General features: G+C 48.8%; 25 protein-coding genes. 3 read left to right on the top strand and 22 right to left on the bottom strand.

Annotated features, from left to right (window positions below):
* Positions 1–4 precede the first annotated feature (4 nt).
* Positions 5–811: an AgmX/PglI C-terminal domain-containing protein gene (locus ACES2G_RS04460; RefSeq protein ID WP_347358139.1), complete on the top strand. Its 807-nt coding sequence runs from the start codon at positions 5–7 to the stop codon at positions 809–811.
* 2 nt (positions 812–813) lie between these two features.
* On the opposite strand, the gene ACES2G_RS04455 is transcribed toward ACES2G_RS04460, so the two are convergent.
* The 5 genes from ACES2G_RS04455 to ACES2G_RS04435 all read right to left on the bottom strand — a co-directional run bounded on the left by ACES2G_RS04455 (position 814) and on the right by ACES2G_RS04435 (position 5,105).
* The gene (locus ACES2G_RS04455) at positions 814–1,467 is read right to left on the bottom strand and encodes a hypothetical protein (RefSeq protein ID WP_347358140.1); all 654 of its coding nucleotides are present in this window, start codon (positions 1,465–1,467) and stop codon (positions 814–816) included.
* A gap of 9 nt (positions 1,468–1,476) precedes the next feature.
* Positions 1,477–2,553: a phosphatase domain-containing protein gene (locus ACES2G_RS04450; RefSeq protein ID WP_347358141.1), complete on the bottom strand. Its 1,077-nt coding sequence runs from the start codon at positions 2,551–2,553 to the stop codon at positions 1,477–1,479.
* Positions 2,554–2,655: 102 nt separating this feature from the next.
* The gene (locus ACES2G_RS04445; RefSeq protein WP_374001419.1) at positions 2,656–3,240 is read right to left on the bottom strand and encodes a penicillin-insensitive murein endopeptidase; all 585 of its coding nucleotides are present in this window, start codon (positions 3,238–3,240) and stop codon (positions 2,656–2,658) included.
* Between the two features lie 149 nt (positions 3,241–3,389).
* Positions 3,390–4,184, bottom strand: a complete 795-nt coding sequence (locus ACES2G_RS04440) for a hypothetical protein (RefSeq protein ID WP_374001418.1) — start codon at positions 4,182–4,184, stop codon at positions 3,390–3,392.
* 66 nt (positions 4,185–4,250) lie between these two features.
* Positions 4,251–5,105, bottom strand: coding sequence for an alpha/beta hydrolase (locus ACES2G_RS04435; RefSeq protein WP_347358143.1), 855 nt, complete (start codon positions 5,103–5,105; stop codon positions 4,251–4,253).
* Positions 5,106–5,114: 9 nt separating this feature from the next.
* Here ACES2G_RS04435 and ACES2G_RS04430 point away from each other — a divergent pair, with 9 nt between their 5' ends.
* Positions 5,115–6,041 carry a CorA family divalent cation transporter gene (locus ACES2G_RS04430; RefSeq protein WP_347358144.1) on the top strand — a complete coding sequence of 309 codons (927 nt, stop codon included), beginning with the start codon at positions 5,115–5,117 and terminating at the stop codon, positions 6,039–6,041.
* Between the two features lie 7 nt (positions 6,042–6,048).
* Here the strand turns inward: ACES2G_RS04430 and ACES2G_RS04425 are convergent, their stop codons facing one another.
* The 11 genes from ACES2G_RS04425 to ACES2G_RS04375 all read right to left on the bottom strand — a co-directional run bounded on the left by ACES2G_RS04425 (position 6,049) and on the right by ACES2G_RS04375 (position 18,176).
* Positions 6,049–6,861, bottom strand: coding sequence for a methyltransferase domain-containing protein (locus ACES2G_RS04425; RefSeq protein WP_347358145.1), 813 nt, complete (start codon positions 6,859–6,861; stop codon positions 6,049–6,051).
* Between the two features lie 8 nt (positions 6,862–6,869).
* Entirely contained in the window at positions 6,870–8,798 is a 1,929-nt protein-coding gene (locus ACES2G_RS04420) for a DUF4105 domain-containing protein (protein WP_374001417.1), read from the bottom strand.
* 31 nt (positions 8,799–8,829) lie between these two features.
* Positions 8,830–9,906 carry a PepSY-associated TM helix domain-containing protein gene (locus tag ACES2G_RS04415; protein WP_374001416.1) on the bottom strand — a complete coding sequence of 359 codons (1,077 nt, stop codon included), beginning with the start codon at positions 9,904–9,906 and terminating at the stop codon, positions 8,830–8,832.
* Positions 9,907–10,072: 166 nt separating this feature from the next.
* A complete protein-coding gene (locus ACES2G_RS04410) occupies positions 10,073–10,564 on the bottom strand; it encodes a DUF3015 family protein (RefSeq protein ID WP_374001415.1) in 492 nt (163 codons plus the stop codon).
* Between the two features lie 139 nt (positions 10,565–10,703).
* Positions 10,704–11,663 carry a DUF429 domain-containing protein gene (locus ACES2G_RS04405; protein WP_374001414.1) on the bottom strand — a complete coding sequence of 320 codons (960 nt, stop codon included), beginning with the start codon at positions 11,661–11,663 and terminating at the stop codon, positions 10,704–10,706.
* Complete coding sequence (locus tag ACES2G_RS04400; RefSeq protein ID WP_374001413.1) at positions 11,609–12,601, bottom strand: galactokinase; 993 nt, start codon at positions 12,599–12,601, stop codon at positions 11,609–11,611. The genes ACES2G_RS04405 and ACES2G_RS04400 overlap by 55 nt, the downstream gene beginning before the upstream one ends.
* Entirely contained in the window at positions 12,601–13,557 is a 957-nt protein-coding gene (locus ACES2G_RS04395) for a DUF4340 domain-containing protein (protein ID WP_374001412.1), read from the bottom strand. Before ACES2G_RS04395 ends, ACES2G_RS04400 begins: the two co-directional genes overlap by 1 nt.
* Positions 13,557–15,092: a GldG family protein gene (locus ACES2G_RS04390; protein WP_374001411.1), complete on the bottom strand. Its 1,536-nt coding sequence runs from the start codon at positions 15,090–15,092 to the stop codon at positions 13,557–13,559. The genes ACES2G_RS04395 and ACES2G_RS04390 overlap by 1 nt, the downstream gene beginning before the upstream one ends.
* Positions 15,093–15,094: 2 nt before the next feature.
* A complete protein-coding gene (locus ACES2G_RS04385) occupies positions 15,095–15,868 on the bottom strand; it encodes an ABC transporter permease (protein WP_347358152.1) in 774 nt (257 codons plus the stop codon).
* Positions 15,865–16,809 (bottom strand): ATP-binding cassette domain-containing protein, encoded by a 945-nt coding sequence (locus ACES2G_RS04380; protein WP_347358153.1) that lies wholly within the window; start codon positions 16,807–16,809, stop codon positions 15,865–15,867. Before ACES2G_RS04380 ends, ACES2G_RS04385 begins: the two co-directional genes overlap by 4 nt.
* A 104-nt stretch (positions 16,810–16,913) precedes the next feature.
* Positions 16,914–18,176 (bottom strand): DUF814 domain-containing protein, encoded by a 1,263-nt coding sequence (locus ACES2G_RS04375; RefSeq protein WP_374001410.1) that lies wholly within the window; start codon positions 18,174–18,176, stop codon positions 16,914–16,916.
* A gap of 94 nt (positions 18,177–18,270) precedes the next feature.
* Between ACES2G_RS04375 and ACES2G_RS04370 the strand changes: the two genes are divergently transcribed.
* Positions 18,271–18,528: a DNA-dependent DNA polymerase gene (locus ACES2G_RS04370; protein WP_347358155.1), complete on the top strand. Its 258-nt coding sequence runs from the start codon at positions 18,271–18,273 to the stop codon at positions 18,526–18,528.
* On the opposite strand, the gene ACES2G_RS04365 is transcribed toward ACES2G_RS04370, so the two are convergent.
* From ACES2G_RS04365 to ACES2G_RS04340, 6 genes are all read right to left on the bottom strand, one after another.
* Positions 18,525–18,869 (bottom strand): hypothetical protein, encoded by a 345-nt coding sequence (locus ACES2G_RS04365; RefSeq protein WP_347358156.1) that lies wholly within the window; start codon positions 18,867–18,869, stop codon positions 18,525–18,527. The genes ACES2G_RS04370 and ACES2G_RS04365 overlap by 4 nt on opposite strands.
* Before the next feature lie 102 nt (positions 18,870–18,971).
* On the bottom strand, positions 18,972–19,862 hold the full coding sequence (locus ACES2G_RS04360; RefSeq protein ID WP_347358157.1) for an RsmB/NOP family class I SAM-dependent RNA methyltransferase: 891 nt from the start codon (positions 19,860–19,862) through the stop codon (positions 18,972–18,974).
* A 10-nt stretch (positions 19,863–19,872) separates the two neighbouring features.
* Entirely contained in the window at positions 19,873–21,306 is a 1,434-nt protein-coding gene (locus tag ACES2G_RS04355) for an ATP-binding protein (RefSeq protein WP_347358158.1), read from the bottom strand.
* The gene (locus ACES2G_RS04350) at positions 21,303–22,004 is read right to left on the bottom strand and encodes a response regulator transcription factor (protein WP_347358159.1); all 702 of its coding nucleotides are present in this window, start codon (positions 22,002–22,004) and stop codon (positions 21,303–21,305) included. Before ACES2G_RS04350 ends, ACES2G_RS04355 begins: the two co-directional genes overlap by 4 nt.
* Entirely contained in the window at positions 21,997–22,662 is a 666-nt protein-coding gene (gene phoU, locus ACES2G_RS04345) for a phosphate signaling complex protein PhoU (RefSeq protein ID WP_347358160.1), read from the bottom strand. The genes ACES2G_RS04350 and phoU overlap by 8 nt, the downstream gene beginning before the upstream one ends.
* 102 nt (positions 22,663–22,764) lie before the next feature.
* Positions 22,765–23,820: a hypothetical protein gene (locus ACES2G_RS04340; RefSeq protein WP_374001409.1), complete on the bottom strand. Its 1,056-nt coding sequence runs from the start codon at positions 23,818–23,820 to the stop codon at positions 22,765–22,767.
* Positions 23,821–23,844: the final 24 nt, after the last annotated feature.

Raw genomic sequence — 23,844 nt, 5'->3', positions numbered from 1 at the left:
CTCTATGGCGAAGAACAACTGGCTGATTCCATCTCTGATTATCATTGGCGTTATAAGCGTCGCACTTTCTCTCTTCATCGCTTCACAAACTGAAAAAAGCAAACCTGGCGCGCGCCCTTTGGCCCGTCTTGAATTGAACTTGGGGAAAGTCTTTGTTCTTCGTAACAACATGACATCCAAGGAAACCCTGACTCGCAAATCCACTTTGTTCGCCTTGGACTCGGTTGAAACCAGCGTGGATGGCGATGCCACGATGGAGTTTGATTCCTCTTACCGCATTCGCATTCTGGAAAACTCATTGATCACTTTGGATGAAGAAAACGAGCGCATTGTTCTGGTGATCAAACGCGGCGATGTTCAGGTGGAAAACTATGGGCGCGAAGGCAGCGTTTATATTTCCAAAGATGGTGTGCGCTGGACAGCGACTGATTATGAAATGAATTACAAGAAACAAGCCCCGACAGAAACTCTGCCGGACCTGGCTCCGGTGGAAACAGGCGTTCCCACCGCCCCTGCTGCCAAAGCCGAAGGCCTGACTTCTGAGTTTATTCAGGACACCTTGCGCACACATCGCAATTCATTCTTTAAGTGCTACACTCAGTTGCTGCAAAAAACTCCGGGCGTGGTGGGACAGGTTTCCATCAGCTTTACGATTGAAAAAACCGGCAAGGTTCATCAGGCCGATATTGCCAGCAGTAATCTGAATGATCCGGGCTTTAAAAAATGTCTGTTGGAGGCCATTCGCCGGGTGGAGTTCAAGACCTTCGGTGGCGATCCGATTTCAACGGTCTTCCCACTGCGATTTGAATAACGCTATTGTTTGATCAGGGCCATCAACATGATCGGCCCGGTGGGCCAGTACATCAGGAGCGACGGTCTATAGAATATCGCCCGTCGCAGATCATGTTGTTCGATCCTGCTCCCGTCCGGCCAAACAATGAACTGATTTCCATAAAAGGCCACATCACCCAGTTCGGAATCCGCATGGATCACATAGGATTCCCCCATGTCCGCATGAGAAACCGATATCTCGCGAATTTGCAAAGGTGTCTGAGCTTTCAACGTCACCCATTTGATCTCATCACTTTCAGGCTTGTGCCCGCAAGGTTGCCCCTCCGTCACTGCGGTCACTAAAACGAAATCTTCTCCGCGACTGTAACTGGATCTTTTCAAAATTAAGCAGACGTCTTCACTAACGGTGAAGTTCTTACCGACAGCAGGAAAGAAAATCGGACTGTGTTGCTTCTTCAGATAATACAAGGGCGCCACCACGGCCACCAACAGCACGGCACTGACCAGATACTTTCGTCCCCATTTCACAGAGGCATATATCACAAAAAGAATAAACGGAATCGCCATAAAGATGTCTGAGAATCCCAAATTCACAGCACCGCCATAGACGAACACACAGGCGACAGCAAAAAGCCAGGGACGCATTGATTTTGGAAGACGTTCCAGCAACTTCAAAACGTGCACCTAGCGGTAATCGTGGATATAGTCGATGCGATCTGGAATCCAGGGTTCATGCACGCCTTCCATCTCATAGACATGCCCGTCATCCACCAGTTTTTCTTTCAGTGGTGCGACGCTGGGTTCATAAGAGGAATGCAACAAGCCTTTTTCGATAAAGAACGGACGGATTTCCAAGTAAGCTCTTTCACCCAGGACTCCGCGGCGGATGAATTCATCAAAGCTTTTCATCAGCTCTTCCGGGGTGTAGCCATAGTTATAGACCATGTCCTGAACAACGCTGTAGATCGCTTCCAGATTCAGGCGGTGATCCTGATAAAGATCCAAAGCCACCTGGAAAGTGTTGTTTGTCGCCAAAGTACGGCGGCCAAACTTCAGATAGTAATCAGGGTCGGTGTCCGTCGCCAAATTGATATAAATCTTCTCGATCGGATCATTTTCCGGGATCTGGGCTTGCAGTTCCAGGATGGTATTCACCTGCTCGCCCGTGACGTTGAGCTTTTCCAAAATCGAGCGGATATCGCTGGGCCCCAAGCGGCGCGAACAAATATCAGAATAAAGATTGTAGATGATGGCATCTGTTTCACTGTCATCGCCCCAGCAAATCTGACGAACAGTTTCCCCCAGACGGGTTCGCAGTTGCAACAATGCCTGCAGCTTATAGCCCACCTGCTTGGTCAGACGCCAGAAACGTCCCGGGCGGAGGTTCGCCAGATTGTCTTTATAAAAGCACCCAAACGGGCGGATATTATCCAGTGCGAATTTTTCAGAAATGCGCTCTTCCATCTGCGGCGGTGAGGCCGTGATGAAATAGATCGGGAAATACATGTAACCTTTTTGCTGCTTGCGGAACTCGGAAAGGGACTGCAACAAAACATTGGTTCCAGGGATGTTCTTTTTATTGAGGGCGCGCTCCAGAATGGTCGTCATCAAGCCCGACAAAGAATCAATGGTCGTATCCAGATAAGTCTTATCGAGATCCCACAAAAAGACCTCTTCGTGACTTTTCTCCATCCCTTCGGAAACATACCGAAAGAACACCACATCCCCATTCATCTCACTACGATCACGCCAATCCGCCATACCCAGATTCTGAAGCAGCCAGCGTCAAAGGGCCAGCCAAAAAAAGAGGAAGAGCGGCTTGTCAAAAAGGTCCAGATACAAGACGAAGACAAGCTGCAAGGGTTAGCAGCCTGTCGTATTAATCGGTTCCGCCATCTGACGGCAGCGGACTTGAGCTTTCGAGCACTTCACGCGCAGGTGGAAGTGATTGTGGTGGTCTTTTTCAGAGATCAGACGACGCAATGTTTGGGCGGCCAAGCTTTGCATATCGCCTTTTTTAAGCTCTCCGGTGGCGACCGCGTGTTCACACAGGGCCTTTTTCAAAGTCCCGTGGATAAAGATACGGTCGATCAGCTGAGTGTTAACAACTTCTTTAAAGAGCTTCCATTGCTGCTTCATCATCCAGTTCGGATGAACCTTATTGATGGTCACTGCGGATGTGAAGGCCCCTTGCAAATTCTTATTATCGAAATAGAACGCCACGTCTGCATCCAAACCGTTGGTGTGGGATTTATGACGCCCCAGCTTTCCGCCCTTTTCGCGGGACAGGTCCCCGATGGACATCTGGTAACCTGGCAGATCCTTTTTAGTGATATTTGCCATTTGCACAATAATGTACGCCAGCTCATTGGTCGCAAAGTGCGCCTTACGCTCTGGACGAATCACATGGAAGCCCGACGGCTGATGGTTTTGTTCGTACACCAGCATATTCGCCGCATTTTCCAAACGGCCGGTATTGACAGCTCCAATTGCCTGACTGACTTTATTGATCGCAGGCGCTGCTGCCGCCGGAGTTTCCTTTTTTAGGTTCTTCCTTTGGCTCCGGCTTTGGTTCGTCCTTCTTAGAGTCGTCCTTTTTAGGTGGAACCGTTTTGGGGTCCTCTTTTTTTGGGAGGAGCTTCCGTTTTAGGCTGCTCTTTTTTAGGTTCTTCTTTACGCGGCGGAGTCTCTGTTTTTGGCAGATCTTTCTTTGGCTCCTGCTGCTTTGGCTCTTCTTTTTTCGGTTCTTCTTTTTTTACTTCCGGTTTTTTTACTTCCAGAATTTTCTCGATGTCGTCCACGACGTCACCCACGTAACGACCTGGCTCACCTTCCACGTCGTCGGAACCACCTTCAGTTTCCAACTCTTCATCAGGAACTTGTTCCGCCTCAGGATCAGCCGCAGTCAGATCATCCTGAATGGATTCCACCTGATGGTGATAAACGATTTCGTTGTGGTACACATAGATATCAATAAAGGAAGAACGGCAATCGCCGGATTCACTTAAACACGTGGCTTTGGCCGCCACTTTCAAGGCCTCGGACTGCGCATCCACTGGATTCAGGGGTTTAAGTGCAATAAAGCCATTGGCATCCAGAATACCGGCCAGATTCAAATCCACGGTCTGCACGGTCTTGCTTCGGACAGGAAGAAACTCCACGCGGCCTTTCAAGGTCATGCCTTTGGTGGCCGGGTCAAAGTTCACACTCACGTCTTGAACACGGGTGGAACCGCGTACAACTTTATATCCTTCTTCATCCTGAATATTCGGCTGAGCGGGTTCATAGGTGGTTTTCACCTCTGAGCCCTGCTCACGGGAATCCGGCGCACAGCCGGTGGTCATCATAACAAAGGAAACTAAAATGGTGAGTGTCTTTGTAAAGTACTTCATCCTGCCGGACATGTTGCAAGAAACGTGTCGCAGGAAGTGCGCTGTATTGAAATTAAACAGCACCCACTACTTCAGGACTGTCGAAGTTTTTGATAGATAGGACGTAAATTGTTCCCGTAGCTCTCTATTGCCGATCTCATAAAGGTCCCCATGATGCCCACCCGGGACCACCCAAAGTTCTTTGGGCGCAGCAGCTTCTGCAAACATCTTGCGGGTGTTTTCCGGCTCGACCGCCTTATCGTCAGATCCCGTAATGAAAAGCATTGGGATCGGTGAAAACTGACTTAAAGATTCCGGAGCATATTTATCACTTAGCACCAGATAGGTGATCGGCTGCAACGGCCAGGTCCACCAGCGACGGCTAAGAACATCACGCCCCATCCCCTTATAAGAGCGGAAGCTGGCTTCGATCACGATATTGCGCACAGGAATACGATCCTTGATTTCTTCTGTGGCCTTCAACGCCACAATGCCACCCAGACTGTGACCGTAAATAATCAAGGGACGAGAATCCTTTTTCTGATGAAGCCATTCGGCCGCAGCTATCCCCGCCTCAACGGTGTTTTCTGGCGTGGGTTGACCGTCGGAAAGACCATAGCCGGGATAATCAAAGATGAAGTAGTTGTAGCCCTGCGCCGGCAACCAGTGAAACATCAAAAAGTGCGAGGTGATGTTTTCAGCATTGCCATGGAAGAATAACAAAGTCCCGCGACTGTCTTTCTGTGCGGAGGCAAAATACCAACCATGAACAGTGTTGCCTGATTGCGTTTTCAGGAAGACATCTTCGGGCTGCATTTTGACTTTCGCCGGATCAAAAAGCTTTTCTTTCATGGGATAGTAAAAGAACGACTGACATCCCGTCAGAGATAACGTCGCGATGCATCCGAAAAAGAAACGGCGAAGCCCGGAAAACTTTGTCATACTGGAATCATGAAACGATTTGAACATCAATGGCAAGACTATAAGTGGGTGGACTGCGAAGCACCTTCGCAGGATGATCTTTTAAAGCTGGCGGAAGAATTTCCGATTCCCCTCAATGCCTTGATGACTTGCCTGGACCCAGAGCATCTGCCTTCCTGTACGTTCTTTGAAAAAACCTGTTTTTTCATTCTGCGCCACTACGATGCAACCGCCAGACCCAAGGCAGGAACTATTCAGTCCTTAACAACCAAGATCGCGTTCTTCGTAGGTCGCGACTTTGTCCTGACCATTCATCGTGCTCCATTGGATTGTATCAGTATCAAAAAAGACAAAGTGGCATTTGAGCAGATTCCCTTGTTAACCCTGGTCAAATCACTTTGCATGCAAACCGTGAAAAGCTTTGATGCGCCTTTGGATGAACTGGATGCCAAAACAGATGTCATTGAAGAACGTGTTTTCACGCTGAAACGCCGAAGCATTCTGCGTGAAGGATATCACATCAAACGCAAAGCCTCGTCGTACCGCAAGATCTTTAAATTCACCATGGATGTCTTCAACAAGATTCATCAACATGAAGAACTTCCCTTGCGGGATTTGCAGCAGGTCCGAGAGCCGCTGGAAAAGCTCAGCTTTTATGCCGATGACATTTACGAGGAAATCACCGGACTTCTAAGCCTGCATCTTTCGTTGATGTCGCAAAAGACCAACGAGGCTTCGTACCGCACCAACGAGGTCATGCGGGTGTTAACCGTGTTCTCGATCTTCTTCCTGCCTTTGAATTTCATTGCCGGAATCTATGGAATGAACTTTGAAAACATGCCGGAACTGCGTCAGCCCAATGGCTACTACGCCACGCTGAGCTTTATGCTCTTCGTAGTCATTGGAATCACTTACTGGATCTACAAAAAAGGCTGGCTGAAAAAGGACGAGCTCTGACCCACGTTTAGGTCCGAGCTCGCGCCTGCACAAACGAATAGAAGAAGACCGCATTGGGGTCATTGGCGACCCGGGCCATTTCATCTTTCATCCCCTGCACCACTTCCTCAGAAATACACTTCGCCTCCACCAATTGTTCACTGGCGCTCAAGAGCAGCTCTGTCCAATACTCGATACAGTCCTTGCGTGCCTGAGGATAACGATTGTCCAGGAACCAGGTTTTTATTTCTGTATGAATGTCATGGTACCCCAGCTGCATCAGGAAATTCCCCAGCTTCGCGCCGACGAACGGATCACCCCGCTGCTCAAGCTGATATTCGTTGAAGGCCATCCAGTACTTCCACACATTCGGCGAGTATGGATCCAAGAAGAAAGACGCATTCATCACTTCAGTGACGTACACCGTTGAGCCGGGACGCAAGACACGGCGGACTTCTGACAAAACACGAATCGGATCTGGCACATGTTCCAAAATCCAGCACAAGAAAGCCCCGTCAAAAGAGTTCGACTGAAACTTCATGGCAGTGGCATCCATTTCCTGCAAGTGGAAACGACCTTGTGCAAACGGCAGACTTGTCAGGCGTTGCTGAGCCGCCGCCAGTTGCTTGGTGCTGCGATCAATTCCCGTCAATTGCAAATCAGGGAATCGACGCAAAAGGATTTCACTTTGAGCACCGACCCCACAGCCGACCTCCAGCAGATCCTTCACATTGGACAAATTGATATTCTGATAGACCGTGTGCTCACCGAAGCGCGCTTGTTTGCGCAGGCGATCTTGTTCTTCCGTGGTGAACCCATGCAGATAAGGAAAATCAGCCATTAAACACCTCAATAGTAATTTAATAGCTGCAGGCTGGTTTCCTCAAGGAATCTCTGGTTACGGTACACAGCACGAAGTCCCCAGGTCTTATTAAAGCTCCATTGCGTCTGAATCTGGGTCTTTAGATAGTCCTGTCGATCCCATGATGAATCGCGGCGGTATTGCGCCAACGCCTCTAAAGCCCAATAGGAATTGATCTGATAATGCAGATCCACCAACGGCCCCGCACCTCCCCACAAATTGTTTTCTGACAATGTGGAACCGTAATGCACTTCCCCCTGAAGTTGCGCTGTCAAATCAAACTTTCCAAGACCGAATGTCCAGCCATACCCCAACCGAACAACGGCCTCGTGAACTGGATTGAAATTTTCATTTTGGGTGCGCTCCAGACCCAGCTTAAATCTCCAGGAATTTTCCGGGAACAGAGACGTCCATTCACTGGCCGAGATCAACTCGAACGCCGAGAAGTTTTCCAGATCAATTTTTTTGCGATCCGGTTCGGCGTAGGATTCCCCGTAAGAAAAATCCAAGTCAAAAAAAGAAATCTGCGAATAGCGCGGATAACCCCAAGCCGGGTCCAGACGATCATGCAAAGCAAAGCGATGGGACAACAACAAGTAATCACGATCCGCAGTATCGTGTTTGACTCCAACGCCCCAACGACCCGAAGGATGCGCCAGATGAGGCTGCTCTTCCTGAGGCGGAGTGATGGTCACGGCTTCCGGAGCCAGTTCAATTTCGCTGCGTTTGCCAAGTACACGCATCTTAAGCTGCCCTTCTCGACCAGCCTCCTGCACTTCTTTGGAATAACGGAAATCAATAAAGTCGATAAAGGCATCCAGCACCCGCGCTTGCGAAGCTGCGGGGCTTTTCAGAAATTCTTCCGGATAAATGATTTCATCCTGCACAGTGAGCTGATGTGCCATTTTTGACAACTGATCCTTTTCACTGTTCGTCAGTCGATTCCAGCGCACAAAGAACACTTCTCGCACCGAGGGACGATAAGAAAAAGATTTCACCAGATCTGTCTTCGTCCAAAGAACACGCACAGTATCTGCCGGAATCACATATTGATCCAGTTGGCTCAAAACATCCACTGTCGGGTCAGCGGCTTCCAAAATACTCAGCATGTGGTAAGAGCAGTTCTCGGTCAGATACCAATAGTCTATCTGTGCAGGTCCCAATTCCCATACGTGTGCCACCAACATGGTCACCGCTTCAGGTCCCAGACGCAGTTCGTACTCCCACAGGTCGCGAGATTCCGCATTATTATATTCACGAACTTTATAATAGTAAGGGATTGCGCGGAAAGTACCCGGGAACATTCCAAACAAACCTTTGAATCCATACAAGAAGGCATTGTTGGTGTCTGTATCAGCCGCATAGTTCAGACCATAATCCAAAAGTTCATGGCGTTGCCCATCTTTTTCTGATGGCTTCTTATTGATACGTAAAAAAGTGTGCCCAAAAGCAGACGACGGATTATTCATGTAGTAGCTGGAAAAAACCAGAGAAACCGATTCTCCCTGAAGCCCCTTGGCAAAAGCATCGTATCGCTCACAGGAAAGATCCGGCCATTGAATCTTCAGATCCTTCAGCTGTCCCTTCAACCAGCGATAGCGTGCTGGGAATCGGCATTGAGCCCGGTCATTGACATCACTGGCCTCGCCCCGGAAGAAATTCTGCGCCGTCGCTTCAAGTTCCAACGCTGGATTTTTTCGGCCCACCGGAGAATAGAAAAACGAATCGCTGTCGATCTGACTTTCACGAACATGAAAGAAGTCTTTTTCAAAATGCAAAAGCTTAAGCCACTGCCGCTCTTCCCCGAGCTGACGTTCGCGAATGGTCTTCAAAACCAAATCCCATTCGGCAGATGCAGAAAAGGCCTCTTGCGAGGCCCCAAAAATCAAAACAAAAGCTGTGAAAATCCAACGCATAAACCCATCTTTGTGGGTTCATGCACTTTTATCAAGCCTTCTTTTTCTTCTTCCACCAGTAATATGTGCCCGTGAAGTAGAACACCAGGGGCAAGATACCGGAAACAAACACCAGGAATCTTCCCAGTTCTCCCCAGAAATCGCCAACGTGCCAAGCGCGCTGCAAATCCCCAAACTTTTTCTTAAAATCACGATCCTTCACCAGCTTTGTGTTTAACAGCTCCCCTGTGGCAAGATCCCATTCCCAACCACTGATGCCATGCTCCTCATCCCGAGCCAAGCCCAGCAGTTTATTGTCCTTAAGCTCAATTCGGAACTGCGCAATCTGATCTTCTTCCAGCAAAGACGACAACTCAGGCTGCACTGCCGAGAAAGACAAAGCCTGCTGGTTTGCAGGACCGCTTCCACCAGGGCCACCGCCCGCACCGGGGCCGCGCGGGAAAAACCAATCCGGACGAGCCAGATAAATCCCTGAGAACGTCACGATACACATCAAGATTAAAGAATAAAAACCTAAAAACTTATGCAGCTCCAGATTGAACCCCAGGAAGGATCTTTGTTTGTTATAACGAAGACTGCGCTTCCAGCTTTTTCCCTGACGAGGCCACCACAGGTACAGTCCTCCCAACAGCAGAACCATACTCAAGACCCCTGTCACCGCAACAATCGTGCGTCCCGTACCACCAGAAAACAGATCATGGTGAAAGACGAAGAAGAACCCACCCAAGGTTTCCTTGAACACTTCCGAACCTTTGAACTCGAAGGTCGCTGCATCCACATAAGCCGTCACAAAACGACGTTTTTGTTCACCCTGCGGAACATTGAACGTGACACGATGATTGTAGTGCGAATCTTCAGAGGCGATAGTCATGCGCATCGGGTTGGAATCCACACCCAACCCTTGACGGGCACTTTGAACAATTTTATCAAGGTCGGCAACGACCGGAGCGGCGGAAGCCACTTTAAGATCAGGTTTGATCAAAGCATCAATTTCTTCGGTATAAACCAGATAGCTGCCAGTCAGCCCCAGAAGAACAAAGTGAACACCAACAACAATACCCAACCAGCGGTGGGCCCATAGCATGAATTTGTGCACGATTCTTTTCATGGCCACTGGATAGCGTCTTCATCCAAAATATACAACTTAGTGACCTTATTAGTTCATCAATGCTAGGTTTTTGAAAATCTAATGAAAACAGTTCGACCGAAAATAAAAAAACGCAGTGGTCTAACCACTGCGTTTCGATAGATCCTCAAATATTGAGATCTAGATATTAAGCACCACAAACATTGTTTTGAGAAACAACTGCGTTGATGTTTGCTTCGATAGAAGCAGGTTGCATGTTTGTTTCAACAAAGATCTTGTTGTAGTTCTTTTTCAAAGTTGTGCCCATAACTTTGGAATCACAACCCATCAAGTTAGCAAGACCAGCCAAAGTCTCACCTTGACCACGAGCAGCATCGTTAGCCAAAGCTACTTTGTTCACTTCGATGAATGCAGGAACTTCTTTACCAGATTTGAAGATACCATCTTGTTGGCAATTCAAAGTACCAGTAGAGATACCGAAAGTTTGGTTACCAGAAGTACCGTTTGTAGTCGCTGCAAGAATTTGATTGCCGTTAGAACCCATAACCAGGGAACCCAAACCGCAACCTGCAGAACCATAACCTTGACCAGACACTTCTTCCAAAAGACCTTTTTTCTTTTGAGCGTGTGCCACACCAGAAACCAACATTGCTACAACTACAAATTTAACCAACTTCATTTCAACCTCCGAAGTATATTGGATTTGCCTGAAAAAAATTGTGGCCTCGATTTGCACAAACGGCAAATAGTTTTGTTGTCCTAAGGCACAAGGACCTGTCCGCATATGGACACTAAGAGCTGGACTAAAGTCTGAATATCTAGAAGCCGTCCCAGCGCACATTGATCTTGGGAAACTCGATCCAATCTTCTGAAGGTGGAAAACCTTCTGGACGAGGCTCGGTGCTGCCTTTGTAGCTAAGAAATGCCGTCAGTGCGCACACGAAAGCCTCAAAGGCATGATTGTTTTCAATCATCAACTTCACATCCTGATCATAAACGAAGGCCACATTGTGAGCACTGAGGGCATTCAGAATCTGGCGACGGCTTTCATCGCCACCAATGGCATGCTTATGAAAACGCAGATGGCTTTTCATCACATTGAGTGAACGCCCAATACGCCAGACAGAAAGCTTGGGGAAAACCTCAATGCATTTCGTCTTCAGATGGCGACGTAGGAACATCGCCCGCGCCAGCAGCGGAGCACTGTTGGCTCCCATCGCATGTTGCAAAATAAAGGGTTCTTCCAGTTCGGAAGACAGATACATCTCGATACATCTTTGTGTGTAGGGCGTGAACAGCTTGCGCGGTTTCTTTTTCTTATGCAATTTGCGGGTGTATTCCCACATCCATTGCACGTGCGCCTTTTTGCAGGTCTCGATACTGGCACAGCAGTCTTTGGACTCTAAACACACCGGAAAGTGGAAGGGCACATCAAAGGCCACTATATCCACTTCGTTGTGATACTGCTGAATGACTTCCTGAATTTTAAAGTCCGCCGAATGGACTTCATCACTTTTGATTTTTTCAACCAGACGGGAAAGAAAGATTTTTTTATGTTTGGGATAGTATTCCAGGACTGCCACACAGGCTTTGTCGGATTTGCCGCCGCCCAAAGACAGGCCGATAAAACGATGCACTTCTCCAGCATGAGACGACGACTCGGCCGCAGCTTTTTTCGGAGCTGCGGTCTTTTTCTTCGTCGTTCTCTTTTTCGCCAGGTCCTTTACAACGGATCGACGGGTTTTGCGTCCATCACCTGGAAGCCGGCTTTTTGGCATGCGTTGGCGACTCCCTCACGTTTATCAGGAGGACACCAGACCAAGACACATCCGCCGCCCCCAGCTCCACAAATTTTAACAGCCTCAGCCCCATTCTGCAAAGAGACTTCAGCAAGCTTGTAGATCTCAGGACTTGAAAATTCCGGGGCCAACCGAACACGGGCCTCGAACTCACGTTTGAACAAAGGCCCCAGCTCTTTCCAGTTTCCGGCCCGGACTGCATGCTCTGTTTCGATCGCAATGCTTTTCAGATCGCGTAAGGCCTGAATGGTACGGGGATCCTTAATGACTGAATCCTTCATCACCTCAAAGTTATTCAAACCAGAATGATGAGCCTTTCCCGTATAAACGAGCATAAACTTATCTGCCAAAGGCGTGTGCGACACTGGCAAAACATTCTGCTGGATCCCATCATACCCATAATGAAGAACGTTCAGCCCTCCAGAGGCCGCCGGATAGTAATCCTGTGTTCCCGTTGGAGTATTCAGAATTTCAGCTTCAATATTATGGGCCACCTGCACCATATGATGAATATCACGGAAAGGTTTACCGCAGAACTGGGCAAATGCCTTCATCAAACTGATCGTCAAGCTGGAACTTCCCCCAAGGCCGCCACCGACCGGACTTTGTGAGGAGGTCTTCAGGTTAAAGCCACGCTCGGGCTTCCAATAGCGCAATTGAGTTTGCAACAAAACCATTTTCGGATCGGGATCAGAAAGAGCATCCACCAAATTACTATAAGCCTTGCGCAGCTTCAGATCCGCGGACTCAAGCACAATCGTTGCGTCATCGTGGGGGGTCAGCTCTGCCACTGTATAAATATCAATAGCCACGTTGACCGTAGAAGCGCCATTGATAAACAAATAAAGGGGCCACAAATCCAATGTGCCCCCTGCCAAATCCACACGAGTGGGAGATTTAACAACAATCTTCTGCATTACTTTTCTTTCTGCTCGGCCGTCATAGCCTGCTGTTTCGGAGCTTCCTCTTCACGCAAGTCCGCCAGAACAATTTTGATAAAACGGTCCAAAGCCCCGGCTTCCATCTTCAACTGCTGTGCGGGCTCGGAAACCTTGGCGTAAATAACCAGATCCTTGGCCTGCCCCACTTCGGCCTTCCACTTTTTATCCTTCATCACCAGTTCCATGGTGAAAAGGGACTTCAGCGACGGAAGCTTGCCGTCCACAATTTCAGAAGCTTTGGCGTCCGCGATCTGAGTCAAAAGCTCACGCACTTTGTTTTGATCCAGCTTCAGATCCTTCTTTTCCGGAGCCAGCCACTTGCCATCTTCACGACGGATCATCAAACGGCCTTTGTCATTCTTGATGCTAATTTCATCCACGCTGGCAATTTTATGGCGCAGGAACCGACGCTCACGGAAATCCATCACGGTCTTATTCACACGACTCTGCCAGACAGAGTTGACCAGCAGAACCCGGTTTTCACCATTACGACGGGCAAAAGTGTTGTCCTCGAAATTACGCTTTTCGGAAATTTCAAAAACATCCTGAGTTCCCGCTGTACTTTTGAAAGTGACTTTCCCCAGGGGCTTATCCAAACCATAAAGGGCCCATTCAATGCCCTCGCCCTCTTTGGCAACTTCGATGACACGCTCTGGGAAAGCACCTTTGACAAAATCATCTGCGGCCGTGTTATCCGCCGCATCCCGCAAGGGTTCTGTCATCGACCAACCATCTACAGTGCGCTTCAGGACAATTTTCTGTGTTCCTTTTTCCAGTTCAATTTGATCGACCTGATCAAATTCCACTGTCATCAGACGGGCATCCATCGCGCGCTTTTCTTCGACCTTTTTTTCGTTGAAGAAATCATAAACTGCATAACCGCCAAAAATCAGAAGACAAATGACAAGTATTGTACGCCCTTTAAGTTTCATTACGCATTTCTCCTTCTAAGCCACAGGCCAATGCTGGTCCCCAGCAAAAGGATAGGCAGTGGAATGATGAAAGCAAACAAGAAAACACCGAACTTGGTTTCTGTCATAAGCATTTGTGTCGCCATAGGCTCTTTAGGCGTGATGCTGATCAGATTCTCTTCCTTGGCCAGAGCCGCGATCGAGTTCAGCACAAGGTCACGATTCAGATTCTGATAAAGCATCTGATTGGTCAGGAAGTCCACATCTCCGGCAACAATCGCCGCAAAATCCTTGGCACCTTCATCCCCGCCCCACTTACCGCTGACTTCATCGACCAAAGCATAAGTATCTTCCGGACCTTCCCCTTTGACCTGCATCGAAGGGAATGCCATTGCGTTTGGCGCCGTCGAAACCAGTTCATCCACGACAATGCCTTTTACGATATCCACTTTCTTCAAAGACTGCGGATAACGGAACAAGGTCGCTTCACTGCGCCCGAAAGGTTTGGTGATTTTATTGTTCATCGAGAAAATCACACCCAATGTCGGACCTTGATTAATCCCACGGCCCATCACTGTTTCCACCTGATTCAGGATGTAGTTGTTCCCCAACTGCAAGCCCATCTTGGAAGTCAGCTTCTCAAGACCGGCAGAGTTCTGGGATTCAATAGCCAGGAACAGACTGCCACCGGACTTCAGATAATTTTCCAAGGCTTCAATTTCAAAGCCCTGGAAACCCTGAACCGGCCCCGCGATCACGATTACATCCGCATCTGCGGGGATTTTCGGATTCTGAATCAACGGCAGTTCTTTGACCAGATAACGATTGTTTTCAAGCAGGGATTTCAACGACCCCAACCCCAGGCCTTCCTTGTTATCGTTGATATTTTTTTCTCCGTGCCCGACCGTGAAGTAGATCGTTTTGCTCTTTTCACGTGTGACCTTCACTAACGCACTGGTGAAGTCCTGCTCATCAATTTTTTCGATTCGGTTGCGGCGCCCCTTGTAATCCAGGAACACCACGCCACTGCCTTTATCAACACCGAATTCCTGTGAAAGATCCGGGCGTTCGTTCACCTCGACAAAATCCAACTGAATCTTTGCGCTCTGGTCCTGATACTTTTTAATCAGCTCACGGAACAAACGACGGTTTTCTTCGTTGCCTTCAACGCCCTTCTTATAGAAGAAATACACCTTCAGGTCCGAGTCCAAAGACTTTACAAGCTTCACCGACTGCTCGGACAAAGTGTTAGACTGCGCCAAAGAGAAATCCCAGGTCTTGGTGTGACGAACCCCGATATAGTTCACCACAATCAAAAGCACCAAAGTCAGAAGGATCAAAACCCCCATGCTCATGCCTTCTTTGGTGGTCTTCATGGTGAAGAACTCCTTAAAGAAGCTGCGATCCTTCATCAGGCCCACGATCAGAAACAACACCGCCATCCCCAAGGACAGCCAGCAGAAAGGAACCCATTCGCCCAAAAGATAGCGAGTGATTGTCATCGCCACCAATGAGATACCAGCAAACAAAAATGAAATCTTACCTAATTTGCTCATCACTATCTCCAACGTGAGGATTCAACAACACGCTCTGCCAGGAAGCAGAACAACACAATAATACTCAGGAAGAAAATCAGACCGTTGGTGCGAACCGTGCCTTCCACCAAACCAGACAGATGACTGCTCAGGGAAACATGCTCGAAGATTTTACGGGCACGCTCCCCATCCACCACTTCGGTTCCAATTCCAATAAACCAGATGGAAACGTTAAAGATCACAGAGGCCACATAAGCCACGATGCTGTTTTCAGTCAGTGACGAGGCAAACAGGTTCATCGCCGCATAAACGCCCCCGACCAGGAAGATCCCCAGGAAAGCAATAAGCAGCGGCCCCCAGTTCACAGTTGCCAACGTAGAAGTTGCCACCGGATACAGCAGCGCCAAAAGCACGATGCCGCCCACAGCCCCCAAGGCCGCCAGGTACTTGCCCATCACGATCTGGAAGGACGTCACTGGCGAAGTCAAAAGCAGATCAAAAGTGCGAAGTTTTTTCTCTTCGGCAAAAAGTTTCATGGTCAATGCTGGCACCACGAAGATCAAAAGCAGATTTAAGTAGGAAAGCTGGCGCAGGAACACCCCATAGTGAATGTTGAGCTGATTCTGCGGAACCCCCTGCTGCATCACATAGTTCATCAGAAGCTGCGAGAACAGATTCAGCTGAATCGGATAAACCCAGCTAAACACCAGACTGACCAAAAAACAGATCATCCAGAAGGTGGAATTAAAATAGAAACCTTTGAGCTCTTTTTTGAAAATTACGAGAGTGCCGCTCATGCCGGGCCTCCTTTTTCCTGTTGTCCATAAGTCAGTTTCAAGAACACATCCTCAAGATCGCGCTTGGCCGGAGTCAGCTCCAAAAGACCATAGCCTTTCCCAACCAGAAGGGAGGACACATCTTCCACCGCCTCTTCGCTACCCTTGATATCAATGTCCCATTCCTTTGCAGAGGCTCCAGAGTGAACCCTGATGACAGACCCCATATTGGACAAAACACTTTGCATGTCTTCCACACCCTTGCGCAAACGCACGTGCAGACGAATCTGCCCTTGCTCCATTTTCGACAGGTTATGAATACTGTCTTCTGCAACAATGCGGCCCTTGTTGATGATGATCACCTTTTCACAGGTCGCTTCCACTTCCGGAAGAATATGCGTGGAAAGAATGATGGTGTGCTGTCCCTTCAAAGCTTTGATCAACTCGCGGATCTCGGCCACTTGTTTGGGATCAAGACCCACCGTGGGCTCGTCCAGAATCAGAACTTCCGGATCAGACACAATGGCCTGAGCAATGCCCACACGCTGTTTGAAACCTTTGGACAGATGATGGATCAAACGTTTTTGCACATCGCCCAGGTTGGTTTTCTCAATGGCATTCTTAACGGCGCTTTCAATCTTTTCTTTTGGAACTTGCTTCAAGGCCGCCACATAACGCAGATAATCCTGCACAAACATGTCAGCATAGACCGGTGGAATCTCGGGCAGATAGCCGATGCGTTTTTTTACTTCCAAGGGATTTTCAAAAACGTCAAATCCAGCAACCGAGGCACTGCCATGACTGGGCGCCATGAAGCCTGTGATAATTTTCATTGTCGTGGATTTGCCAGCGCCATTGGGGCCGAGGAAGCCCACAACGTCACCCTTGGAAATTGAGAAGTTCAGTTTATCAATGGCCCTTCTTGGACCATAATCCTTCGTGAGATCTTTGACTTGAATCATGGTGCAATCTCCTCTGTAGTCTAAATGAAAATTTTAGACCCAGCTTGTCACCAGTCAATCCAAAAGGTACCTGCTTACTTTTGCAGAAGCGATGCGACGTAGCCTTAGGATAAGGCGAAGTTTAGAGTGCGTTCTGAATGATAAGTCACGCGTCCCAGCTTATCGCCCTTGATCGGACGAACAAAGCGGCATTCCACGATAACCACGGCCACTTTTTGACCGACCATCAGGGATTTTGAAGACAAAGATTCCCGGGCCACCCAGGCAGAGACCTCTTGAATTTCCGCTGGAGTGATTTCCTGATCACGTTGCCTGTGGATGATGGCGTGCGCGCCCGGGTAATCGCGCAGATGCAGCCAGTAATCCCATGCTTTGGCCTGACGAAGCAGCGCCAGATTGTCGGCAGCGGACTTTCCGCAGTAAGCCAAGGCACCAGAATCCAAGTGCAACTTGCGTCCACGGGCTTCGGCCTTTTTCATCAGATCCACCAAAGCAGGCTTCTTCTGTTTTTCAGAATAGCGGCTGTCCTCCAGCTTCTGAATTTCCAGAACCAGCTCGTCCAGACGCTCACGCGCGCCTTCCTTCTTACCGACCAACTGCTTGGCCTTGGCAAAACAGTTTTCAATATTCCAGCTCAGGCTCTGCTTGGCATCAACGCAAGACTTCAAGCTGTCAGGCACATCCAAAGTGCCATGCGTCTTCAAATACTGCCCGGCCTCATACCACAGCTGTTCGCGGTCGCTTTCGATTTGCTTTTGAATTTCAGCAAGAGCCCGGCGTTTTTTCTCAAGATCCTTCTGCTTCTGACGCTCCCACTGCTCTGCCGGGTCCAGAATTGTTTTTTTGGAACCAGAGCCCTGGTCTGCCAGCCATTCTTCATGAATGGCCACCAAGTCCCTGGGCTGAGGAGGATTTTCCACATGCGGAGCCGCCGTCAGATCCAAAGGACGATCCCAGGAAATCTGCTTCCCCTGTGCTTTCACAAGCAGGTTGCTCTGTTTAGGGATCAGGCGAATCTCCAGTTCACAATCCGCCGAGGAATTCTTCAGATTCAGCACCACTACGCGGCCATACTCTTCCCGCACAGACATCCCTGCAAAGAACAAGTTCCGTCCATGAGAATTCAAAAACAGACTGACTGGCTTGCCCTTGGGAGCCTTCTTAAAGGGACATTTATTTTCAAAGCACAACATCATCGGGGCATTTGGCACAAGGTCCAGTATCAGCCAGAACATACTGCCACGCAGATGAAAACCCAGGGCCAGACCTCGGTCGTTGGCCTGCACTTCCTGCAGTTGGGCACCGTCCAAAATTGGAGCGAAATAAGAGACAAAATGCTGCAGTTCTTGCTGTGTCAGGGCTTTCATCCCATCGAGTCTCTCATTCTTTGGGCCAAATTTCCATCGCTGATGCTCAGGTTCGTAAAAGGAAAACCGATATTTCTAGGGTATGAATACAGACATGCTAATTAAGATCGTCGAGACCCAACTTCAAGAAACTGCCAACCTGCGTGAAAAAAGCCACGACTTTATCCGCCGCGTGGTTCACATCTACACCCTGCAACTGATGAAGACGGGTACCATTCCTTTGGAGTTCATGGACGACGTCCTGACCGACATTGAAGCGGAAGCCGTTGAAATCTATCGCAAGAAAACCTACGGCTTCCTGACTTTGGAAGAATATCGTCGCCACAAATTCCGTCAAAAAGACGACAACTAATACAAACGACTTTGCGCCGATAAAATTCGGCGTGGACTGACGGAAGTGTCAAACTTAAAGCACACTTCCTCCACTCCCAAAACCTTCATGGAATTTAAAGACGCCAAAAGCAAGGTGTCAGAAGAAACTCCGCAGGCCACTCCTCCTGAAGCCAAATCCAGACACAACTCCACTTCCGCTGTTGTTTGCTTTTCCGGCAAAGCCGCTGTGTATTTCAGGTCCTTGCGAAGCTGGCCACACAGTTTTTCAATGGGATTGCTGCCTCCGCAAGAACCGCACGACACTTCAGCGTGCGACTGAGAACAAATAAATACCAAGAAGAGCACAAAAAAAGATCTCATCCATGACTCCTTTTATTTTTGTTGGAGGCACTAGTGTAGGGATCTTTTCCCGTCAGTGATAATTTCAATTCTGTTATCTGCTTCTTATCAGAAGGTCGATGGCTATTCTTCGACCTTTTCAATCACGGCAAAATACAAAGGACCAAATCCACATTGATCCGGCATATAGGCAACGCCCATTTCTGTGCGCTCGCCCCCAACACCCAATGGAGCTTCCAAGAGCTTCACCGCGGCCTTCTTCTTTTTCAGCAGCTTGCGAACAACATCGTCATTTTCTGCCGGGCTGATAGAGCAGGTCGAATACACAATGCGCCCGCCTGGCTTCACGGCCAAGAAAGCAGCCGCCAACAAAGAATACTGTCTGGCCGCAAGATGCTCCGTACGACGCGGACTCCACTCGTCCTGTGCGGCTTGATTTTCCAGAATATGTCTTTCACCAGAACATGGGGCATCCAACAACACCCGGTCGAAACTGGAGGGTTCTTTCAAACCAAACTGCACACCATCTTTACCTGTCACCCAGACACGATTTCTCACTTCACGAGGCACATACTGCTGAATGACTTTTTTCAGGCGTTCACGACGTTCCGGGGAAAGATCATTGCAGAAGATCTCCCCTTCTTCACCGAAGGACTCTATCAATACCAGACTTTTCCCGCCCGGGGCCGCACACATATCCAGAAGACGATCCCCTGGCTGCACATCCAAAGCTTTCGCAACCATCACACTGGCAGGGTCCATGATGTAGATATCCAAAAGTTCGTCCGTATTACGTTCTGGCTGGCAGCCATGCCCCGGAGTCAGCCAATGACAACCCGGAAGTTCGGTTTTTTCAGGAAAGGCCGCCCAGGATTTGGTCTTCAGGTCGGAAGGACTCCACGAGTTGACCCGAGCCACTTGCTGCTCGCGTGTTTGCAGGGCCGCAAAAAGTGCGGACCAGCGGGAACCATAGACTTTTTCAAAATGACGATAAAAGGGATGATCGGCGTTCATCCCCCGAATTTTACTTTCGGATTGGGAAAGAGCAAATAAATTCAGACCCCTGGTCGATAATACTCTTTACTGCGACTGTTCCACCGTGACTTTGCATAATATGCTTCACAATAGCCAGCCCCAGCCCAGTCCCCCCAGAGTCCCGGGTGCGACCACGGTCAATGCGATAGAAACGCTCAAACAGACGGTCCAAATGCTGCTCTGGAATGCCCTGACCATCGTCAATCACACGCAGAATGATGTATTCCTTGATATCCCGTTCCCAGCGAATACGAATGGTCTTTCCCGCCGGAATGTACTTAACAGCATTAGAGACCAAATTGCGCAAAACCTGTTCAACCTTACGGGCGTCAGCCATGAACGGTGGCACATCCCCGTTCACATGAATGGAAATATTCTTTTCCGCTGCCATCACAGCCAGTTCAGACACCACATGCTCAGAAATCGAAAGCGGATGAATCATTTCCAGTTTCAGCTCGGAATTGGAAGCTTCCAAAGAGTTGATACTCAACATATCATTCACAAGATCCATTAACCGGTCAATATTGCGGGAAACGATGTCCAGGAACTTCCCGGCCTGCTGAATCTGTCCGGTTTTTACGTCCTCTTTCAGCGTATCCACATAACCCTTGATAGATGTCAAAGGCGTGCGCAGTTCATGAGAGGCATTGCCGACAAAGTCCATGCGGATCTGCTCGGCCCGCTTCATATCCGTGATGTCGTGGAAGATCCCCACAACACCATAAATTTCACGCGTTTTTTCGTTGCGAATCGGATTCACGGACACCGCAAAATAGCGGGGCTGATTATCAATCAAGGTCGGCAGCTTTACGGTAAAACGCTGAACCTTGCCAACCTGGATCGTCTTGGTAAAACCTTCCAAGACATCGGAAGAACGAATGGCATCCTTCAGCCGCAAAACCTGTCCATCCATAAGATTGGAAGACAGGAACTGAGCCGCAAACTGCGAGTTAAAATAAAGAATCTTTTCATCCAGACTGACGCTGACCAGACCTTCCGCCACCGCACTCATAAAGGCCTGGGATTCTTCCTGAGACTGAAGATAGCGCGCCTTACGACGCTTCATTTTGCGGTGAATGTGATCCAATGCCACTTCCAATTCGGAAATGTCAGCAGTTTCATCATCCAGCAGGTCATCGTCCTGACCGTCCACCAAATCCCCGAACGTACGTTTGCTGGAAATACGCAAGGCCTTCAAAATCACCCGATGAATCGGCTTGGCGAAACGGTAAGAGGTCAAAGCAGAAACTAAAATACTGAAAACAAAGAAATTCAAAAGAGCTTCATTGTAAACAAACGGGCGTACACCATAGCGAACATCAATGACAGAAATAACGGCCAAAAACAGGACGTTAAAAGCTACGACCTGCCAGGAAAAATAGCGCCAGTAAACTCGCCAAGGAAAACGGATAAATCGCTTCATGCGATATCTACTTTAACCCTATATCCTACGCCACGGATAGTCTCAATGCGGTCGCCCCACTCCCCTAACTTCTTGCGTAATCCAAAAACATGGGTATCAATAGTGCGTCCAACGACATTGATTCCCTCGCCCTGAATATTTTCAATCAGTTGTTCACGGGTCAGAACACAGCCCTGATTCTGCACCAAAGCGCCCAAAAGCTTGAATTCTGAAGGGGTCAAATGCAGCGGCTCACTGTTATAGGAAATTTCGTAGGATTTAAAATTGATTTTCAGACCCAGCAACGAAACTTCGCCTTCTTCCGTCGCCGGAGCCGCCTGCACCTGGGACCGGCGCAAAAGGGCTTTCACCCGAGCGATAAAGACTGAAGGATTAAAGGGCTTGGTCATATAGTCGTCGGCACCTTTTTCAAGGCCGGACACGATGTCCTGCGGTTCGGTTTTGGCTGTCACCATCAAAACCGAAGCACCGGGATTCTTGGATTTAATTCTATCCACAATTTCAACGCCGCTCAGGCCGGGCAGCATCCAATCAAGAACAAACAGGGAAAAGCTCTGGCGATTCATCTCATGCAAGGCCTCTTCGGCGGAAGCACATTCGGTCACTCGGTAACCTTGTCGCAAAAGGTGCAGAGCCATCAGCTCCCGGATCTCTTGCTCATCTTCCACCACTAACACTTGCACTGAGTTGTCAGCCAAACTTTCCCCCATGTCGAACGTCTTTGCCAGTGAAGGCAAAGATCACATCTTCGGCGATATTCGTCGCATGATCCCCGAGACGTTCCAAATTTCTTGCAATCAAAATCAAATCCATGCCGGCTTCCACATCGTCCGAGTGGGCCTTCATGTGCGCCATCGATTCATTGAATACTTTGTTTTTCAATGCATCGATTTCATCGTCCATCAGCAGAATCTTTTTGGACTGTTCGACGTCACCACGAACAAAACAATCCAAAGACTCCTTCACCATACGACCTGCGATTTCAGACATTTTCTGAATATCGCTCAGTTGGGCCTGGATTGGCTTGCGCCCCAGATAATCCTTGCCGGAATAAGAGATATTCACGGCCTGATCGCCCATACGCTCCAGATCATTGTTGATCTTCAAAACAGAAATAATCAGGCGAAGGTCTTTGGCCACCGGCCCCTGTTTTGCCAGCAAATGCATGCACGCATTATCAACCCGGATATGATCCTCGTTGATTTGTCTTTCGATCGCATGCACGCCGTCGAACATTTCCAGATCCCGGGACAGCAATGCAGCCGTCACCAACGACAGCGACTTTTCAACATGACCACCCATCAAAAGAATCATTTTCTTGAGGTCTTCTAGTTGAATGTCTATCGCTCTTTCCATGGCATCCACCTTTAGCGCTTGGCTTGATTTATAATGATTTGAGAAATAAAGACACCGCTTAACACGGCATCTCTATGGATTCTAACAGAAACTTAACACACTTTAAAAGAGGACCTGGGCCGCAAATTCGACTCTGGAACGGTCCCGCACCCCGGGGGCGAACTCCTCGGCATAACGAGTGTGGTCCACCGCAACCGCCGCCTTAATATCCTCGGTCACCTGGTACCCCAGGGCCAAAATGCCTGTTTGCAAGTTTTTTCCAGTTTCCCCGACAGCCGCGTTTAAATAATCATAGCGAAGCATAACCTCCGCTTTCGGGCCTGTATGCACCACGGCGTAAAGGCTGCCACCCTGCCCATGAACTGACTCACCACTTAAGGCCGTCACATCCACACCTTCCGCCATTTTAAAGTCGCGAATGGCGTCCGCAGGATCCTTGGTATCCAGAAGCTCCAACGCCACCATCCAACGGTCTTTTTCCTCGTAACTGACCAGGGCCTGAATACGCTCTTTCAACCCAACGCTTCCACCATAGACCTCATAGTTTCCACGCACATAATTTAGACTGACAGACCACGGGGACCAACGGAAGAAGCGAACAAACAAGGCGGCCTCTTTATGCGGACCCTTTTCCTTTTCTTCAGCCCCTTCCCCGTTAGACAGACTCACCGCCCATTCACCATAGTCATTGGGTATTTCAGACATAAACGAAACACCCAGATCCGAATAGGAAAGATACTTCCATTTTTCTGTGATCGCCCAAGCGGTCCGCCCCAGGAAACGATAGTTGCCGGACTGATATTGAGCCTCCTGCCAGGTTTGAGGTATCAAACCCAAGCGCAAGGCCTTCATGCCGCTAAAAACACTGACCACATCCAAATAGGCCTCACGAAGTCCCACATCAAAACGATTGGGGCTGGCTTCTTTTTCCTCGGACCCTTCAAAAGACAGCACCAGCAGATTGTCATCCTTGAGGGGCACATTGATATCCATAAACATGGACGGAACACTAAAGGCCGAATTACCGCGCTCTCCGGTAGGCAAAGTCCACACTGATGCCGTCACATCAAGCTCACCGGAAATCTCAATCTCAGAAAGAGCCATGGCCTGTGAGCAGGCAAAAATGGAAAATAAAGAGCCAAGAACGATTTTTTTCATGCTCTCATGCTGCCATCTTTATAT

Origin of the sequence: Bdellovibrio bacteriovorus, from assembly GCF_041888015.1 — a bacterium.
GTDB lineage: Bacteria > Bdellovibrionota > Bdellovibrionia > Bdellovibrionales > Bdellovibrionaceae > Bdellovibrio.
This window is presented reverse-complemented; position numbering and strand designations above follow the sequence as displayed.